The organism is Halomonas sp. KO116, from assembly GCF_000734975.2.
In the GTDB taxonomy this organism is placed as follows: Bacteria; Pseudomonadota; Gammaproteobacteria; order Pseudomonadales; family Halomonadaceae; genus Vreelandella; species Vreelandella glaciei.
This window is the reverse complement of record NZ_CP011052.1, coordinates 1,517,318-1,535,915: the sequence shown is the minus strand read 5'-3', so window position 1 is coordinate 1,535,915 and position 18,598 is coordinate 1,517,318. Positions and strand designations below refer to the sequence as shown.

The window sequence follows — 18,598 nt, the reverse complement described above, 5'->3', positions numbered from 1 at the left end:
CTTGAGGTAACAATAATGAAATCTTTTGCTCAAAAATCACGTCTGCTTATCCCTGCTTCCATCCTGGCATTCGGTACGCTTACCAGCGCCGTTGTGCAGGCCCAGGAAGATGCTTTGAATATTGGCGCCGTACCGACAGGTACTGGCTGGTTCTTTGGTATTTCAGAAGGTACGCGGGTTATTAGCGCTAACACACCTTACGAAATTACCGTACGCGAGACTGGTGGCACCCGTGAAAATGCTATTCGTTTAGGGCGCGACGAGCTGGACCTTGCCTTCACTGAAGCTCTAGTGGGCTATGAGCAATACAATGGTATAGGCCGCTTTGAAGACACGCCTAACGAAAACGTACGCTTAGTGTACTGGATTGCACCTTCCACGATGCACTGGGCCGTCCGGCAAGATGCTGAAATCAGCACCTTTGAAGACCTTGCTGGTGAACGCTTTAATCCGAGCAGCATCGGTGGCGGCGGCGAGTACATCACCGAATTAGTGTTTGATATTTTGGGTGTTGAGCCCGACTTTCAGCGTATGCGCATTGACGATGCGGCAGAAGGCGTTATCGACGGTCGTTTAGTCGGTTTCAGCTATAATGGCATCCCGCCCATTCCTGCGTTCACTGAAGTTCACTCATCTCGCCCGCTGCAGCTTCTGTCCCTTTCAGAAGAGCAGCTGGAGACTGTCACTGCAGAGCTTCCTTTTTTATCCCCATCCATCATCCCTGCAGACACTTACCGTGGCATGGAGGAGGCAACGTCCCTAGGAATCTATATGGGCGTTTCAGCCAATAGCTCTCTCGATGACGATATTGTTTATGACATCACCAAAGCCTATTGGGAAAATCATGATCAAGTTTCGGCGTCTTTTGCGCCTGCAAAAGGAATGACCCCACAAGACGTCATTGATAATGCCACCTTCCCGATCCACGCGGGTGCGTTGCGCTATTACCAAGAGCTGGGTCTTGAGATTCCTGAAGACGTTATTCCTCCCGAAGCACGCTAATACCTGCTGACACCCGCAGACGTTTAAGCGTCTGCGGGTGTTTCACTGCATGCCTCTTTAACACCTCTTTTTAGACGCGCCTGTAATGGTTGCTTAACAGCAAAATGGCGTGGGAGCTATCCGATGGACACCCCAGAAAGCAATAAAATTGTTGAAAAATATTCAGAAGACTCGGGTAAGCGTCAGCTTACGGGTTTCTGGTTTTTAGTGATGAGGCTAATCGCGGTGGCGATGGCGGTGTTCCATCTTTACGCCGCTATAACAGGGGCAGTAAATACTCAAAACGCCATTCACCTGCTATTCGCACTGCCGTTAATTTTCTTGGGCTACTCCTGTCGCGCAAAGGATAACCAGCGTCTCCCCTGGTTTGACGTCATTCCGGTAGTGCTTGCAGTCGCAGTGAGTGGCTATTACATCATGCAGTTTGATCGCATTATTTATGAGCTTGGCTATCTAATGCCGACCACCTATGACTTGGTGTTTGGCTTATTGGCAATTCTGCTTCTCCTCGAGGCCTGCCGACGTGCCATTGGACTAGCATTCCCTATTTTGGTACTTATTGCCCTCTCCTATGCCTATTTTGGTAACCACTTGCCGGGTGTTTGGGGTCATGGGGGATTTGGCTGGGCAGACTTGGTGGCCACTTTCTATATGAGCCCGACGGGTATCTACGGCAGTTTGATGCGTACCTCCTCGACGGTGATTGTGGTGTTCATTATGTTTGGTGCGCTACTGGTAACGACAGGTGGTGGCGATACGTTTATGCGGTTGTCTAACTCTGTGACGGGCGGTATGGCAGGTGGTCCTGCTAAAGCCGCCACCCTATGTAGCGCCCTGTTTGGTAGCATCAGCGGCAGTACCGCTGCCAACGTGGCCACCACGGGCGTGTTCACCATTCCGTTGATGAAAAAAAGCGGCTATAGCCCACGCTTTGCGGCAGCCACGGAAGCCTCTGCTTCGACAGGTGGACAAATTTTGCCGCCTATAATGGGCGCGGCTGCGTTTGTCATGGCCGACGTTATTTCTGTTAGCTATCTCGAAATCATTGGTGCTGCTCTTATTCCCGCGCTGCTTTTCTATCTCGCCATCTGGATGAGCGTTCACTTTGAAGCTAAGCGTCTGGGGCTCAACCCAATACCTAAAGATCAGCGCCCGACGTTACGCGAAGGCCTGTTCAATATTGAAACGCTGCTGCTACCGATTATCGTACTGATTACTATGCTGGTGCTGCGTTACACCCCGACTACCGCCGCTGTAGCCGCGTATTTCACCGCACTGCTGATCTACCTCTTCTCCTGGCGTAGCCCAGGCAGTTTTATGGATCGTTTGAAGTCGATCCCTGCTGCCTTGGAAGCAGGCGCCATGACCGCGGCTATGATCGCCGTTATCATCGGTAGCGTTGCGATTATTGCCTCGGTGATTAGCCTTACCGGTTTAGGCCTGAAAGTCTCATCGGTGATTCTTGTCGTCAGTGGCGGCGATGTATTGGTTACCCTGCTGCTGGCCATGGTCGTCGCGATTATTCTAGGCATGGGCCTACCGACAGTAGCAGCCTATATGCTGGCGGCGTCTGTGGTGGCCGCGGCATTCATTGAAGCGGGCTTACCCAGTCTTTCAGCGCACCTGTTTATCCTCTACTTTGCGATTCTTTCGGGGGTCACACCACCCGTTGCGTTAGCGGCTTATATCGGTGGTGCCATTGCTGGTTCACACTGGTTCAAAACTGCCCTGACGGCGACAAAAATCTCCCTTGGCGGCTTCTTGATTCCCTTTATGTTTATCTACCACCCTCCGCTGCTAGGCAATGGTACTCCGCTTGAAATTGCTCTCGCTGTGGCCTCTGGCGTGGTAGGCATAGTGGCGCTAGCGGCATCGACAATCGGTTTCTTCTTACGTCCGTGCAGTTGGCTGGAACGCGGACTGTTACTGGCGGCAGCGCTGATGCTGATTAACGGCATGGTGATAACCGATGTAGTCGGCATTGTGCTTATCGCGGGGCTGTTTGCATGGCAATACCACCTGAATCGTAATGATAGGACAAGCGTATCTCTGCCCAGCTAAGGAATCGACTCAATGAAGATTACTATTCCCGATGATTATCAGGACTGTGTGCGCAACTTAGACGCCTTCAAACAGCTAGAAGGCCACGATGTAACGATCTATCACGACACTCTTACCGACCTGGACGCGCTAAGTGCGCGTTTTCAGGACGCCGAGGCGTTAGTGCTGATTCGCGAACGTACCCCAATTACCGCCGCGTTGCTGGAGCGCCTGCCCAACCTGAAAGTCATTAGCCAGACGGGGGGCGGTGCGGCGCATGTGGATATAGAGGCTTGCCGTCGCCACGGCGTTACCGTGATGGCGGGCACTGGCTCGCCCTACGCCGCAGCAGAATTAACCTGGGGGTTGGTGCTGGCGGCTATGCGTCATATACCGGCAGAGGTTGAGAACCTGAAAGCGGGTCGTTGGCAGCGCACGTTAGGCACGGGCCTTAAAGGGCGTACGCTAGGCATCTTTGGCTATGGGAAAATCGGCAGCTTGGTAGCACGCTATGGTCAGGCATTTGAAATGAATGTACTGGTCTGGGGCCGGGAAGGCACCCGCCAGCGCGCGGCCGCTGCTGGACTTGAAGTGGCCGAAAGCCAGGCAGCGTTGTTTCAACGCTCAGATGTTCTGAGCCTGCACCTTCGCTTGAACGACGATACCCGCGGCATCGTCAGCGCTGAATCCCTCGCCCAAATGAAGCCTACATCACTGCTGGTAAACACTAGCCGTTCTCAGTTAGTGGTGCCAGGCGCACTTGAGCAGGCACTTCAAGCTGGCCGCCCAGGTCAGGCAGCAGTAGACGTCTTCGATGCAGAACCTGTGTTAGAAAACTCACTGCTAGCACTGACCAATTTCGTCGCTACGCCACACCTTGGCTATGTGGAAAAAGATAGCTACGAGCTCTACTTTGGCGATGCGTTTAGCAATCTGCAGGACTATATCGATGGTCGGCCAGTCAATAATCTAGCGAGTTAATAGAGCGCGCTAAATAGAGGCCTCTGTGCCAATTGTGCTAGCCTTGTGGGTTCACGAGTCACACAGGGGCCATTAATGCTCACCATTTCTAGCAACGTTACCCTCGCTGACTGGGAAATTGATATCAGCCAGATTCGCGCCCAAGGTGCGGGCGGTCAGAACGTCAATAAAGTCGCCTCAGCGGTACACCTGCGCTTCGATATCCTTAGCTCCACGCTACCACCCCTCTATAAAGAGCGCTTGATGGCGCTCTCGGATCAACGCATCAGCAAAGAGGGTGTGGTGATTATTAAAGCCCAAAGTCATCGCAAGCTTGAGCTCAATAAAGAAGATGCGCTGGCACGTTTAAAAGAGCTGATCCAGAGTGCCACCAAACCGCAAAAAGTGCGCCGTGCCACCAAGCCGACTAAAGGCTCCCAGCGCCGCCGCGTCGATCACAAAACCCGCAAAGGCAAGATCAAATCGCTACGTGGTAAAGTGCCTGCCTCTTAATACGCGAATTTGTTCCGAAGGCCTCATCCAATGACGATACGCTCCACCTCTTACGCCGCGCGACCAGTGTCACCGTGCGTGCAAATCTGTCAGATCGAACCCTCAACGTCGATTTGCGAAGGCTGTGGTCGTACGTTGGATGAAATTGCCTGTTGGGGAAGCATGACCGAGGCCGAGAAAGCCCCGGTATGGGAACGCCTGGAAAGCGAAGGTTATGTGTGTAATGGCCAGGATTCTACTGACTAGGTTTCTGATGGCAGTGCCGTCGGCTGATGACGGTCGCTCAATATATGATGCAGCTCACCGCAAGCTACCATTGGATCATCGCAGTTGATAACAATATCCGAATGCGCCAGTACATAACTGCGACCAGTAATGGTGTTTTCCACTACCTGATAAGCACCCTCTTGATGAGTGCCAATAAAGGTACCGATAAACCCCGTCTCACGCAGTGACACCGTCTCTAATTTATCGCCTATCTTCAGCCGCCCTTCATAATTCATCAACGCCAGGCGGGCCGAGGTGCCGGTGCCTGTGGTACTACGGCAAATAACGCCTGGGTGCACATAGGTGGTCGAGCGTGAGCGTATATAACCTTCCGTTACTTGCTCCTCAGGCCCCATAAAGTGCAAAAAAGGTAATGGCCCTACATCGCCCAGGGTGTAGTGGGAAAAGCCTCGCTTGGCCTTAATTGCTTCGACAATTTTATAGGCGCATTCAGAAAGCGCGCGCTCTTCATCACGCGTGAGCTTAAATCCCAACTCTGTAGCATCCACTAAGGCGTAAAAACCACCGCTGTAGGCGATGGAATAGGTGACGTCACCAATACCCGGCACATTAATCGTATCCCGATAGGTGTCGATATAGCTGGGCAAGCCGCCACAGGTGACTGACTCCACCACACCGTTATGTACTTTGGCTTCGATCTGTACTAAGCCTGCGGGCGCTTCCAGCTTAAAGCGCTGTATGCCTTCCTGCTTGGGCACAATGCCGCTTTCCAGTACCGCCGTTGCGGTACACAGCGTGTTGGAGCCAGAGTAAATGGGGTATCCCATCACTTCCATAATGATATAGCCCGCTACCGCTTCCGGGTGGCTGGGAGGTACCAATAAATCCACCGACATTTCCGGAATGCCGTAGGGCTCTTCCAGCAGCAATCGACGCAAACCGTCGGCATCGTCACGCAGGTACTCCATCTGCTCGCGCACAGTGGCGCCCGGCAACAGATCAATACCTCCTGTAACAATACGGCTGACATCGCCACCGGCATGGGTATCCATAAGCTGGATCGTGTGAAGGTTATGCACTAGCGGCGCTCCTCGGTGGTAGAAGAGGAATTTTCAACCGCGAACGGCGCACCGTGAGATGCCCACTGAGCATCGGGAACAAGCACAATTTTGCCCAGATAGTTGCTGCCCCGATTGACGAAGTAGCGCTCGGCATCATGTAGCTCGGAAAGCTTAAACGCTGCATGCAGCACAGGCTTTAACTCACCGCTGCGAATCCATGCTACCAGCTGTTCAGCCTCTTCACGGGTGCCGTGGGAAACGCCAAAAATCTGCACTTGGTACAGATAAACGCGCGTCCACATCATTTCGCTCAGATTGCCACCGCTGGCACCCGCAATGGAAAGGCGCGGGTAGCTCTTACGTCCCTGCATATCGACAATCATGGTATCGATAAATAGATTGGTCATTTCACCGCCGACCAGATCCATCACCGCGTCAATCGGTTTACCGCTGGTCGTTTCCAGCACGCGATCCACAAATGTCGGCAAGTCGCCACGGTCAATCACCGCTTCTGCGCCTAGTGCTTTAAGGGCGTCAGCTTTGTCTAGCTGGCTTACCGCATAGGGAATAGCGCCCACAACGCGGCAGAGCTGAATCAGTGCGGTCCCCACGCCACCGCTGGCGCCACTGACCAACACGCGCTCACCAGCACTCACCTTGGCGGCGGTCATCATGTGGTAAGCGGTTTGATACGAACACATGCCCATTGAGGCAAGCTCTGCATCGTGCAGCTCAGGATTAGGCACATGATAGAACTGATCAGCAGGAACCGCGATATACTCAGCAAAGCCGCCATCGGCGCCATGGCCGTAGTAATCAGGAGTGAGGTTAATATCACGGCGCTCGTCGGCGTAGATATTAAAATCGAGCAGCCCTCGCTGGCCAATGCGCTCAGCGTCGACCCCCTCTCCGACCGCCACGATACGACCTGCCACATCGGCCCCTTGAATACGCGGGAAGGTAAGCGTCGGGGTGCCACCCATGGCAAAGGAAGTCACATCACCTTTATCTTTGGTGGGATAAAGGCCTTCACGCGCTTTTCGGTCAGTATTGTTCTTTGCTGTCGCCGTCACCTGCACCAGCACTTCGCCCGCCTTGGGCTTAGGTGTAGCGACATCCGGATGGTACTCCAATTTCTCGATACCGCCATGTCCAGTCAATAGCATGGCGGCCATCGTCGGCGGCACCGTGTGTTCAGTTTCGGCCATGAGCTGACTCCTTAATATGGGTATATTGGCGCTCAAATGACAATAACAAACTCTTGCCGAGTCTCAAAAGCCATATAAGCGGCAATGGCGGCAACGCGTGGTTGCGAGGCCGCCAGAAGAACAAAGCACACTTATTAATATTAGCCAATACAGATATTAATTAAACATAAGCATTAGCTAAAAACAGGGACACCAATCAACACGGTGTGCAAGTAAAAAGCAAAGACGACATACGCCACCAGCCCGATGAGTACGGTAGCAATAGTAGCCATTTTCGTGGTGCTAACTGGCGCAGCTGACGTCAAACGATCACGCTTTTTGGCAGCTTTAAACGCCAGGATTGCCCAGATAAGAAAGGCTGCAAAAAAGATAATATCGCCTAAGCGGCCGTTGGCTAGCAGGTGGGCAAATGCCCATATTTTTACTGACAGCATCATCGGGTGGCCCAGCTTGGCCTTAATAGCATTATGGGGAACATACGCCGCCACTAGCATAATAAAGGCAGGCAGCATGAGCAGCGCGACCGCATGGCGCATTCCCATGGGTGGTTGCCACACATAAATAGGGTCAAGGCGCATCTGCCCAAACCCATAAATGGCAATCGCCAAGCCGATCACGGACACTGCCGAATAGGCTATTTTCCACGTGGTTTCGCCGAATTTGGCAATTTGCTGCTGACGCCAATTTTCAGCAAAAATACGCACAGAGTGGCTGCCTAAAAAAATCAGCAGCCCGATGATCATTATGGCCATGAAAAATGCTCCCAGTGAAAATGCTAGTCGACGGCTTGATGCCTTATAGTCTTGGTCGCTGCAGAGGATGCCACACTCACCCCTCAACCACCTATGCATGCGTCAACTTTTCGTTTCCTGGCGAGTCGTTCACTGACAAGCTTAAAACCAGTGTTTGCGTTTAAATAACCAAATCAATATGCCGCCGATGCCCAGCATCGCTCCTAAGACAAAAAAGTAGCCGTACTCATAGCGCAGCTCGGGCATATTTTCGAAGTTCATGCCGTAAATCCCAGCAATAAACGTCAGGGGTACAAAGATCGCGGTAATGACGGTGAGAACACGCATGGTGATATTTAGCTGATGAGAAGAAATAGAGATGTAGCCATCGACTAAGTCACCACAAATATCGTAGTACATCTGGGTCAAGGTATAGAGACGTTCAAAGCGATCCGCCACATCGTTAATAGCGTGCAGGGTTTCACTCTCTTCCCGGGGCAGATGTTCGTAGTCATAGGCCGTCAATTCTTGGGTAATACCCTGGTGATAACTAAAGATGCGGCGCATCTTAACCAGCCGGGATCGATAGGTAATGATCTTACGCATTAGCGTATCGTTACCGTTTTCTAATAATTCATCTTCCAGGTCACTCAGCTCCGTCTCAAACTCAAGCAGGCTATCGATATAAAAACCCGCTGAAATATACATTACACGCAATGCTACGTGTTCCGGTGAATGAGCCAGCAGGGCTTTTCCATGCTCGTTAAAGAGCCGCTCTATGGAGAGCGCTTGACCGGGGTGAAGGGTGACCAAAAACCGTTCGCCCACAAAAAAACAGACCTGTTGAGGCAAATAGTTCAGCTCGGCATCGAAGGAGGAGATACCGCGATAAATAATCAGCGTATGGTTATCAAACTCTTCTATTTTAGGTGGATGGCGCTCTTTATGGGCATCTTGAATCGCCATCGGGTGAAACTCGAATGCCTCTAAAATCGACCGTTCGCTCTGCTGGGTTTCTCCCTGCATATCAATCCAGATATGGCTTCCCGGCGTAGCCCGCCACACAGCCATTAGGCTTTCACCGCCCTCATGGGTCTCGCCTTCAGGCGTAGTCAGAATAGTTCGAATCATGATCGTCCTTGAATATTTCCGGTCTTTCTTAAGAAGCACTACCCAAAGGCTGCACTATGCGAACTTGGGCTTTTCCCAAGCGCTTGGCATCATACATGGCAACATCGGCTCGCTTTAATAGCTCGTTGGCCGTTTCAGCACTAGTCGGCATGTACATGACAACACCTATGCTTGCACTGATATTCAGCGCCGCATTGCCAGCAGCAAACGGCTCTTCAATCACCTGTATTAATTTTTTAGCCAACGGCTCAATCGCCATGGTCTCACTGCTTTCTAATAGCAAGACAAACTCATCTCCGGCCCACCGCGCTATATAGTCGGTTTCACGAACGGTCTCCACCAATCGTTTAGCCATCACACGCAACAGCTCATCACCCATGGCATGGCCATGAGTGTCGTTAATCGCTTTAAAACCGTCCAGATCCATGAATAAAACTGCTAAGGGCTTTTGAGTACGCCGAGTACGGGCCATTGCATCAGGCAGGCGTTCATCTAGGGCGCGCCTGTTAGGCAGTTTAGTTAATACGTCTTCACGGGCCTGTTGATCGCGCAAACGCTCTAGCTGCTGTCGTTCGGCAATATCATGGATAAAAAGACTGCGTCGCTCGCGGCCATCAATGATTAATGTCTTGATGCGAACCTCGACGGGCAGTTCCCTGCCATCATGGCACCGCGCTGTATAGGTGATAGGGGCTTGATCACTCTCAGTTGGCAAGCCATTAGGAAAGAGTAGTTGTGTGATTGGCCTTGCCAGCACCGCCTTGCGTGGCCAGCCAAACATTAGCTCAGCCGCTCGATTCCAATCCAGAATAACGCCCTGTGAATCAACGCTGATATAGGCGTCATAGGCGGATTCAATGACCAGATTAAGCTCGTTAGTGCGCCGCTCAATCTGGCACTCCATGCTGTAATGAAGCTCGCTTAACGCCCGCTGAGACTCCTGTGCTTTTTTTCTCTCTCGGATCAGCCGCTCACGCAGGCGAATTTCATCAGTCACAATCGCCGCTAAATCTTTCAAAGCCGCCAGTTCCTGCTCACTAAGAGTACGAGGTTTAATATCAATCGCGCAGAGGGACCCCAATGCAAGCCCATTGGAGGTGCACAGCGGAATACCTGCATAAAAGCGGACCCCATCCGAAGCGGTCACATAGGGATTTTGCGCAAAGCGAGGGTCCTTGCGTGCATCTTCAACAATTAACGGCTCTGAGGCCATCACTGTATAAGCGCAAAAAGCCACATCTCGCGTTGTCTCGCGGGTTTCCACGCCCACGCGCGACTTAATCCACTGACGCTCGGCATCAATCAACGTGATCGTTGAGATAGGCACATTCAGTAACTGGGTAACCAGCCTGGTGACGCGGTCAAACGCTGGTTCATCCGGGGTATCTAATAGTTCAAGCTCATAAAGAGCGGCTAACCGCGCCTCTTCATTAAGTGCTATGGGGTAGCTCATTGTAATGTCACCCCTTTAGGTAGGTGTAGTTCTACCAGCATATCGCGACCAGCACTTTCCTGCTTACTGCTTATGGTTTTGACTCCTACTCGCGAGCAACACACTCACCAGCGTTGAGGCGACTAGCGCGCCGACAAACGGCCCCAGCGTAGGAATGCTGCCTGGGAAACTGGCAGCTACCACTCCCGCGATGAGACTGCCCTGACTGAACCACCCTGGAATAATGGCGCCCAGCAATCCTGCAATACCTCCCGCAATAGCCGCAAAAGGGGTCATGCGTTGCCACAGGCCTAGCAGCACAGGCACCACAATGGCGGCACACAGTAAGTCAGCAATCAGGAACAGCCGCAGTACCGACAACCCCTGCAAAGCAATCACTACCACCGGTATCATCAATGCAATCGTGACCCAGCGGGCAGCGGCGATGGAAACACCCCGCTGTTCGCTGCGCGACACCACCAGGGAAGCGATACCATTTTGTAACGTATCAACACTGGAGGCTACCAAAGTGACTGCCAGCACTAAAGCGGGGAGTGTCAGCCAAGCTGGGGCCTCCGTTAGCAGCGCGAAAAACGGCATCGGCGGCTCGCCAAGGGGAACCCCACTTATTGACGCCAGCATGCCCAAACCACCAATGAGCATCACGACTAAGACGGTCATACCGCCGCCTAGCCAAGCGCCACGGCCCAGGCTTTGATCGTCCTTTGCCGCCCAAACGCGCTGCCAATACCCCTGATGGAAGAGGTTCGCTGCGGTGACGGCGATGACCAGCGTTAACGCAACGCTTAGCGCGCTGGCAACGGGGATTGAAGGCAGCGTTGCCTCGCTAGGCATTGTGGGTAGGCGCCATAACGTAACGCTACCTACCGCCAACAAAAGCGCTAGCAACAGCCATGCCTGCCATCGGTCCGTGGCAAGGCTGGCACGCAACCCGCCAACCGCCGTATACACCAGAGTGGTGAGGGCAACGCCAATAATCACCAGCGCGGGCGGCACATCTGACAATAGCGCGGTGATTGACCCAATGGCGGTGAGCTCCGCTGCCAGAAAGCAAGCCATATAGCCAACCGACACCAACGTTACCCAGCGCCGCACGCCTGGGCCATAGCACGCTTCTGCAAACTCGGCGATGCTGCGCCCTTCCGGCAATGCACGGCGAATTTTTGGGCCATAGAGTCCTAATACAATAAACGGCAGTGCCGACCCTAGCGCATAACCTGCTAATGCGAGGGGGCCAACAAAAGCGCCAATTTCGGGCGGGGCAAAGAGTATCCACGCCCCCATGCCAGAGGCAAGAAAGGAGAGACCCAGGGTTGAAGCTGTTTGTGAGTTACGAGCCGTGACATAGTCATCAACGGGGCCATCTACCCAGCGAGCCCGTAGGCCTAAAAAAGCAAAGCAGCACAGCGCCGCGCCAAGCACGGCTGACGTCAGGTATAGCATGTCGCACTTCCTCCGCCGGTACGAACCGGATCAGGTTCCAGGGTCTGCGCAGCGCGCATTCTCAGCCCTTGCAAGCAGGGCTCCCCTGGCGACAGTGAATGAAGACAGTATCGTCAACCAAAAACGCGTCTTAGTAAAGTTTCGCGTCTTAGTAAAATTTAAGGTGTGTTGGCAGCCTCCGCGCGGGGCACCCGTCCCATCAGATAGAACTCCTCATTGGGCGGCGTACCCGCCAGGGTGACCAGTCGATTCGACAAACCAAAAAACGCCGCGATGGCGCCTATATCCCAGCAGTCCTCTTGGCTAAAACCTTCTTCCCGCAGGCGCGTACGCCACTCATCGGTCATTTCACCGACATCAATGGCACAGTGCATGGCAAAGTCGAGCATGACGCGGTGGCGCTCACTAATCGGCGCCACGCGATGGTTGACAGCGACCTGATCCGCAAGCAGCGTGTCTTTGCTGTAGATGCGCACCAGTGCCCCATGCGCCACCACGCAATACAAGCAGCGATTGCGCGCACTGGTAGCGACCACAATCATCTCTTTCTCGGCTTTAGTGAGCGAGTCAGATTTACGCTCCATTAGCGCATCATGGTAGGCAAAGAAAGCACGAAACTCAGCAGGACGATGGGCCAACATTAAAAATACATTAGGCACAAACCCTGCCTTTTCCTGGACGGCCAAAATAGTATGGCGAATATCGTCGGGCAGATCATCTAACGTTTCTGGTACGTTAAAACGGCTTAATGGAGCAGACATAATCACCTCTTTATTGTTCAGTTTAACCATCTCATAAAAACGACTTAGCCATAACGAAATAAAAGAACACATCTCCGGTCGTCTAAACGAACTGTTTTCTGACCCCTACCAAGCGTTTGAAAATGCTACGGATGAGCGCCAACTACTTATTCGGATCATGCTGCATATGTTACTGGCCCGCCCAATGACGCGGGGCCAAATGACCTTGAGAGCCATTCATGGCTGGGAAAATGGTGGGTTTGAGCCCGACGGCCTTCAGCATGTCGACTACGCCCTCAGTAACGTCTCTGACTTCAAACGAGCAGTGCAGGATTTTGAACACGCCTCCAAGCACAACACGCCCTGCTGGTACTGCATGAAAGCCAACTCGGCCCCCTTGAACAATTGCTGGAAGAAAGCTTGCCGTTGTTTGATAACTTTTAAATCACGATATGTCGGTTCATCGGCTTGGCTTTGGCCTCACCTGCTATCAATTGACCCCGCTTAATGCGGGGCCAGCCTCAGGCATTGAATAGCGCTTCATTTAGCCAAGCGAAATCGTACTATTAATGCCACTGGAAACATTCTCTGGTTCAAACCAACGCGCTGTGACGGTTTTGGTTTGCGTCCAGAAGGCAATCGCCTGTTTGCCGTTAGGCCCTAAATCCCCCAGCTTTGATGCCCGCGAGCCAGTGAAGCTGAAGTAGGCAACCGGTACGGGGATGGGCACATTGATACCAATCTGACCCACGTCGATATCGGTTTCAAAACGGCGAGCAATCCAACCAGAGTTAGTAAAGATAGAGGTGCCATTGCCGTTGGGGTTGGCGTTGATAAATTCGATCGCTTCATCGAGGGTTTCAACACTGACCACACACAGCACAGGCCCAAAAATCTCTTCGCGGTAAATGGTCATATCCGCGGTCACATCCGAAAACAGAGTGGGGCCCACGAAGTTACCGTTGGGGTAGCCGTCCACTTGAACATTGCGACCATCGACCATCAGTTTGGCGCCCTCTTTTTCGCCTGCATCGATTAAACGCAGCACACGATCACGAGCAGCCGGCGATACCAGTGGCCCTAAATCGGCATCCAACTGGGTGCCCGGCCCCACTTTCATTGCCCGCGCCGCCTCAACAATGTCGCTTAGCCATTCGCGTGCCTCACCGACTAGCACCACCACCGAATTCGCCATGCAGCGCTGGCCCGCCGCACCAAAGGCTGAGCCCAGCAAGTTATTGATCGCCTGACTACGGTTGGCATCCGGCATCACCACGCAGTGGTTCTTGGCCCCCATCATCGCCTGCATGCGCTTGCCCGCTGCCGCCGCGCGGTTATAAAGCAGCGAACCCACGTGGGTAGAGCCAATGAATGAGAGCGCCTTGATATCCTGATGGTCAGCAATTTGATTGGCCACATCCGGGCCCCCGTGTACCACATTAAGCACGCCGGGCGGGATGCCGGCTTCGTGAGCCAGTTCGACTAAGCGCATAGTGGAGCTTGGGTCTTGCTCTGAAGGCTTGAGAACAAAGGTATTGCCGGTAGCAATGGCCAGCGGAAACATAAAGCACGGCAACATAATGGGGAAGTTGAACGCGGTAATGCCGGCCCCAACACCCAGCGGCTGGTGCATGGTGTAAACATCCACCTCATTGGCGGCATTTTCAGCCAGCTCACCCAGTTGGAGCGAGGTAATCGAACATGCGTGCTCCACCACTTCCAAGCCACGGCCTACTTCGCCTTCCGCATCCGGCAGGGTTTTGCCGTGCTCTTCAGTAATCAGCGCCGCCAGCTCTGCGGTATTGTCACGAATTAACGCCTGAAGCTTGAGCATGATGCGCATTCGCTTGCCAAGCGGCACTTTACGCCACTCCTTGAAAGCCTCCTTAGCATTACTGATGGCACGCTCCACTTCGTCAGCGGTGCAAAACGGCACCCGCGCAACCACCTCTTGTGTGGCGGGGTTAATCACATCGCGCCATTCCTGACTTTGCGAAGGTACGGGCTGACCATTGATATACATGGGTATTTCGCGAACGGACATAACGTTGCTCCTGTTTATAGTTGTGGTTTTGGTGGTGGTTTTGACTATGGTTGTTATGGCTGTGATTGCTGTCATAAAGCAGTGACTGCCTGCGCACCGCTGTCAGCAAGAACACAGGGTATAGCAGCAAGTTAACGTTAACGTCAACCAAGTATCCTATGAGTAAACAAAATCTGCCGCATGGCGTCAATTAGCCTTTTCATTGTTGTGCCGTGGTGGCTATGCTTCCGCTAACCAGGGGCGCCGTGGTTTTTCAAACCGTTCACGGCAAACGCTACGCATGACGTGTTTAAGCACAGGGAACTAACGATGCAGACCTTCAGCTGCCGCTGTGGCAATTCACTCTTTTATGAAAACACCCACTGCCTTACCTGCCAATCAGACGTCGGCTGGTGCCCCGCCTGTAGCAATATTGTCGCGATTGAGCCGTTGGACAACGGTGGCTATCGCTGTACGCACCCAGGTTGCGATACAGCGCTGATGAAGTGCCACAACTACGCCGTTGAGAACGTCTGTAACCGCATGGTGGTGATGGAACGCGGCCAAGCGGATGTACTATGTGACTGCTGTCGTTATAACGAGGTAATTCCCGACCTCAATATTGAAGGCCATCGTGAACGCTGGGCGGCGCTTGAAGCAGCAAAGCGGCGGCTATTTCATACCCTCGATCTACTCAAGCTGCCACATGGCACCAAAGACGATTCCATTAACGTGCCGCTAAGCTTTTCATTTATGGCCGATGCCCTTCCCGACCAGGGGTTATGGCGCTCTACCGCGAAGCAAGAGAAGGTGTATACCGGCCATGCGTCGGGCCATATCACCATTAACGTCAAAGAAGCCGATGACGTTGAGCGTGAACGCTTGCGCGTCGATATGAACGAATCACACCGCACACTCATCGGTCACTTCCGCCATGAAATTGGCCACTATTATTGGGATGTATTGGTAAAGGATCGCGATGAAGAGGCGTGTCGTGCGTTGTTTGGCAACCACCATCGACCAAGCTACGCAGAGGCGCTAGAGCGTTACTATCAGCAGGGCGCCCCCAGCGACTGGCCTGCGCGTTTTATCTCTGCTTACGCCACCATGCACCCCTGGGAAGACTTCGCCGAAACCTTCGCCTATTACTTGGATATGGTGGCCGTGCTGGATACCGCACTGCACATGGGCATTACACATGTCGAATATGACGGTAGCCTGGACAGCATGTTGATGGCTTTTCATCAGGTCGGCTTGGCGGTGAACGAACTCAACCGGGATATGGGGCTACTCGACCTTTCGCCAGCGGCGCTCGCCCCCGCCGTGCGGGATAAACTGGCGTACCTGCATCAACTGATCCAAGCCGCCAGCCCTGTTGAGCGCTAGCCCGTCAATCGTTGTCGTTGTCCCCTGCGTGGCTTTGGCTTTGTGTCTGGCTTTGCGTTTGTGCCACTCGGGGAACAGTGTCGTCATTCACAAAGTAGGTCGCACTAAGCGTATCGTGAATGGCAGCAAAGCCAATTTGCAGCTCGTCGATAAAGGCATGCAGCTTGCTCGGCGAATGGGCAAGCGCTTGGATATCGGCATCGACTACGTCCGCTCGAACCAGCGAAACCGTGGCCGCGGGGCGGTCTTGACGGGGAAGCAAAGTAAGCTCATGGCCTAGCGTTTCTAGGCTGCAGGCAATCGAACGTGGCAGGCTGGGGTCTTGGAGCAAAAAGCGCAGCACATCCGGCCCCCGTACGCGTAAACGCACCTGCTGACGGTACATTTGATACGCGGTGAGTGATTTAAGCACACTCATCCACTGCAAGTTTTCAAATGGCAGCAGCTCCTCAGGGTTTTGCGGCAGCAAGCTGGCAGAGCGCACGTCCACAATGCGCGTCGTCATATCCGCCCGCTCCAACTGGCGCCCTAATTCAATAAACGTACGCGCCGGGCCATGACTCAAGGTGCCCTCAATGAGCCCCGTTAACGCTTGGCAACCACGAATCACGCTTTTGAGAAAGCTATCGCGGCGGCGCGGGCTAACGCCATGTTCAGCATGGTCGACGACGCTCAGATAGAGCTGATTAACCTCCTCCCAAATCTCCCGAGGCACCACATCCCGGGTGGTTCTGAGGTTCTCGCGAGCACTGGCGAGGGCGGAGATAATCGAAATATCATTCTCGGTATCGGCACATAAAAAATGTACGACATTGCGCTCATCGAAGTCTGTATGGCGTGCGGTGAAGGCTTCCAGGCTGCCGGTCATTTCGATAAGTGGAGCCCAACCTAACGGCAAGCGTCCCGGCAAATCCAGCATAAGGTGGCTGTTAACGCTCAATAGGCGCGCGGTATCTTCCGCTCGTTCAATATAACGCGCCATCCAGTAAAGATTCTCAGCAACGCGTGACAGCATGGCGTTAGGCTCCTTTCACCGCGGCCGCTGCCGCCTTATCGTCGGTTTCTACAATCCAGGTATCTTTACTGCCGCCGCCTTGTGAAGAGTTCACCACCAGCGATCCTTCTATCAAAGCCACCCGCGTCAAACCACCGGTCGTGACATGAATTTCAGGCCCTGAGAGTATGAAAGGGCGTAAATCCACATGGCGCGGCTGCGGTAACCCATTCGCTAGCGTAGGCGTAGTCGAAAGCGCCAGGGTGGGCTGGGCCATATAATTGCGGGGATTTGCCTTGATCAACTGCGCAAACTCATCGCGGGTCTCTTTGGTTGAGCGCGGGCCAATCAACATGCCGTAGCCGCCCGACTCATTGGCGGGCTTGACGACCAATTCATCCAGGTGGTCGAGCACATAGCGGCGGTCGTCTTCAAACATGCACAGGTAGCTCGGCACGTTGGGCAACAGCGGCTCCTGATCGAGGTAATAACGAATCAGCGCAGGTACGAAAGCGTAAACCACCTTGTCATCCGCCACCCCAGCGCCCGGCGCGTTGGCCAGCGCGACTTTACCCGCCCGCCAAGCGCGCATCAGGCCCGCAACACCCAGCATTGACTCAGGATTAAACGCTTCCGGGTCGAGAAATTCATCATCAACACGGCGGTAAATAACATCCACGCGGCGCATACCCTCGACGGTGCGCATATACACCACATCATCGTCATCCACTAACAGGTCACTTCCCTGCACCAGTTCTACACCCATTTGCTGGGCAAGATAGGCGTGCTCGAAGTAGGCAGAGTTATAAATCCCTGGGGTCAGCACCACAATTTGCGGGTCATCGCCAGGTCGCGGCGACATCGACGCTAGCATGTCGTAAAGCTGAGCCACGTAATCATCAACCGGCAAAATCTTGCCTGAGGCGAATAACTCCGGCAGCACTCGCTTAGTGACATTGCGATTTTCAAGCATGTAAGAGACGCCGGAAGGAATGCGCAGGTTATCTTCCAGCACAAAAAGCGTACCGTCGCCATCGCGCACCAGGTCTGACCCGCAAACATGCGCCCACACGCCGTGAGGGGGATTAATACCTACACACTGAGGGCGAAAATTAACCGACTGCGCCAATACCTCAGCGGGTAATACTTTGTCCTTGATCACCTTTTGGTCGTGATAGAGATCATCAATAAATAAGTTTAGCGCCTGCACGCGCTGCTTGAGCCCCGCCTCGGTTTTACGCCACTCATTGGCGGGAATAATGCGCGGCACAATATCAAACGGCCAGGCACGGTCGATCATTGCCCCTTCTGAATAAACGGTGAAAGTAATCCCCATGGTACGGATGGCGATCTCCGCCGCCGTCTTGCGCTCCGCTAACTCTTCTGCGCTAAACCTTGCCAACATGTTGCACAGTTCACCCGCTGACTCGCGTGGCTGACCGGGCGCTGCCATCAGCTCATCGTAAAAATCACGACACGCATAGTTATTCCAATTCACTTGGCTCATGGGCGCTCTCCTGGCGCTGGGGTGGAAGCGGCAACTTCCTCAATGCTCAGTGTAGGCCTGCCGCGTGCAAAACAATCAAACAATTGAGAGCAAAATACGTACCATCTTTTGCGATATTTCAACGTTCGCTTACTTAAACACGACTCAAACATTACTTGGCAGAGCATCAGCGCCCATC

At 53.4% G+C, this 18,598-nt stretch carries 16 protein-coding genes and 1 riboswitch; of the genes, 6 read left to right on the top strand and 10 right to left on the bottom strand.

Annotated features, from left to right (window positions below; genetic code table 11):
• Positions 1-15 precede the first annotated feature (15 nt).
• The 5 genes from KO116_RS07050 (at position 16) to KO116_RS24535 (ending at position 4,761) form a co-directional block, all read left to right on the top strand.
• Complete coding sequence (locus KO116_RS07050) at positions 16-1,002, top strand: TAXI family TRAP transporter solute-binding subunit (protein ID WP_035560051.1); 987 nt, start codon at positions 16-18, stop codon at positions 1,000-1,002.
• 123 nt (positions 1,003-1,125) lie between these two features.
• Entirely contained in the window at positions 1,126-3,063 is a 1,938-nt protein-coding gene (locus KO116_RS07045; protein ID WP_035560049.1) for a TRAP transporter permease, read from the top strand.
• Between the two features lie 12 nt (positions 3,064-3,075).
• A complete protein-coding gene (locus tag KO116_RS07040) occupies positions 3,076-4,023 on the top strand; it encodes a D-2-hydroxyacid dehydrogenase family protein (RefSeq protein ID WP_035560046.1) in 948 nt (315 codons plus the stop codon).
• 75 nt (positions 4,024-4,098) lie between these two features.
• Positions 4,099-4,515, top strand: a complete 417-nt coding sequence (gene arfB, locus KO116_RS07035; RefSeq protein ID WP_035560043.1) for an alternative ribosome rescue aminoacyl-tRNA hydrolase ArfB — start codon at positions 4,099-4,101, stop codon at positions 4,513-4,515.
• Between the two features lie 30 nt (positions 4,516-4,545).
• Complete coding sequence (locus KO116_RS24535; protein WP_035560040.1) at positions 4,546-4,761, top strand: DUF1289 domain-containing protein; 216 nt, start codon at positions 4,546-4,548, stop codon at positions 4,759-4,761.
• On the opposite strand, the gene KO116_RS07025 is transcribed toward KO116_RS24535, so the two are convergent.
• The 8 genes from KO116_RS07025 to KO116_RS06990 all read right to left on the bottom strand — a co-directional run bounded on the left by KO116_RS07025 (position 4,758) and on the right by KO116_RS06990 (position 14,554).
• Positions 4,758-5,822 (bottom strand): proline racemase family protein, encoded by a 1,065-nt coding sequence (locus KO116_RS07025; RefSeq protein WP_200897133.1) that lies wholly within the window; start codon positions 5,820-5,822, stop codon positions 4,758-4,760. The two genes, KO116_RS24535 and KO116_RS07025, sit on opposite strands and share 4 nt — an antisense overlap.
• The gene (locus KO116_RS07020; protein WP_035560037.1) at positions 5,822-7,012 is read right to left on the bottom strand and encodes an alcohol dehydrogenase catalytic domain-containing protein; all 1,191 of its coding nucleotides are present in this window, start codon (positions 7,010-7,012) and stop codon (positions 5,822-5,824) included. Before KO116_RS07020 ends, KO116_RS07025 begins: the two co-directional genes overlap by 1 nt.
• Positions 7,013-7,185: 173 nt before the next feature.
• Positions 7,186-7,764, bottom strand: a complete 579-nt coding sequence (locus KO116_RS07015; RefSeq protein ID WP_035560035.1) for an NnrU family protein — start codon at positions 7,762-7,764, stop codon at positions 7,186-7,188.
• Positions 7,765-7,905: 141 nt separating this feature from the next.
• The gene (locus KO116_RS07010) at positions 7,906-8,874 is read right to left on the bottom strand and encodes a magnesium transporter CorA family protein (protein ID WP_035560032.1); all 969 of its coding nucleotides are present in this window, start codon (positions 8,872-8,874) and stop codon (positions 7,906-7,908) included.
• Positions 8,875-8,902: 28 nt separating this feature from the next.
• Entirely contained in the window at positions 8,903-10,327 is a 1,425-nt protein-coding gene (locus KO116_RS07005; RefSeq protein ID WP_035560029.1) for a sensor domain-containing diguanylate cyclase, read from the bottom strand.
• A 63-nt stretch (positions 10,328-10,390) separates the two neighbouring features.
• The gene (locus KO116_RS07000; RefSeq protein WP_035560028.1) at positions 10,391-11,770 is read right to left on the bottom strand and encodes a sodium:solute symporter; all 1,380 of its coding nucleotides are present in this window, start codon (positions 11,768-11,770) and stop codon (positions 10,391-10,393) included.
• Positions 11,760-11,867: riboswitch (TPP riboswitch) on the bottom strand. It overlaps the preceding gene by 11 nt.
• A 61-nt stretch (positions 11,868-11,928) precedes the next feature.
• Positions 11,929-12,531, bottom strand: a complete 603-nt coding sequence (locus tag KO116_RS06995) for a peroxidase-related enzyme (protein ID WP_035560362.1) — start codon at positions 12,529-12,531, stop codon at positions 11,929-11,931.
• A gap of 523 nt (positions 12,532-13,054) precedes the next feature.
• Entirely contained in the window at positions 13,055-14,554 is a 1,500-nt protein-coding gene (locus tag KO116_RS06990; RefSeq protein WP_035560026.1) for a CoA-acylating methylmalonate-semialdehyde dehydrogenase, read from the bottom strand.
• A gap of 309 nt (positions 14,555-14,863) precedes the next feature.
• On the opposite strand from KO116_RS06990, the gene KO116_RS06985 reads away from it, so the two are divergent.
• Complete coding sequence (locus KO116_RS06985) at positions 14,864-15,919, top strand: zinc-binding metallopeptidase family protein (RefSeq protein WP_035560024.1); 1,056 nt, start codon at positions 14,864-14,866, stop codon at positions 15,917-15,919.
• Between the two features lie 4 nt (positions 15,920-15,923).
• Here the strand turns inward: KO116_RS06985 and KO116_RS06980 are convergent, their stop codons facing one another.
• Both KO116_RS06980 and KO116_RS06975 read right to left on the bottom strand, forming a co-directional pair.
• Positions 15,924-16,934 (bottom strand): alpha-E domain-containing protein, encoded by a 1,011-nt coding sequence (locus KO116_RS06980; RefSeq protein ID WP_035560020.1) that lies wholly within the window; start codon positions 16,932-16,934, stop codon positions 15,924-15,926.
• Positions 16,935-16,938: 4 nt separating this feature from the next.
• Positions 16,939-18,420 carry a circularly permuted type 2 ATP-grasp protein gene (locus tag KO116_RS06975; protein ID WP_035560017.1) on the bottom strand — a complete coding sequence of 494 codons (1,482 nt, stop codon included), beginning with the start codon at positions 18,418-18,420 and terminating at the stop codon, positions 16,939-16,941.
• Positions 18,421-18,598 lie beyond the last annotated feature (178 nt).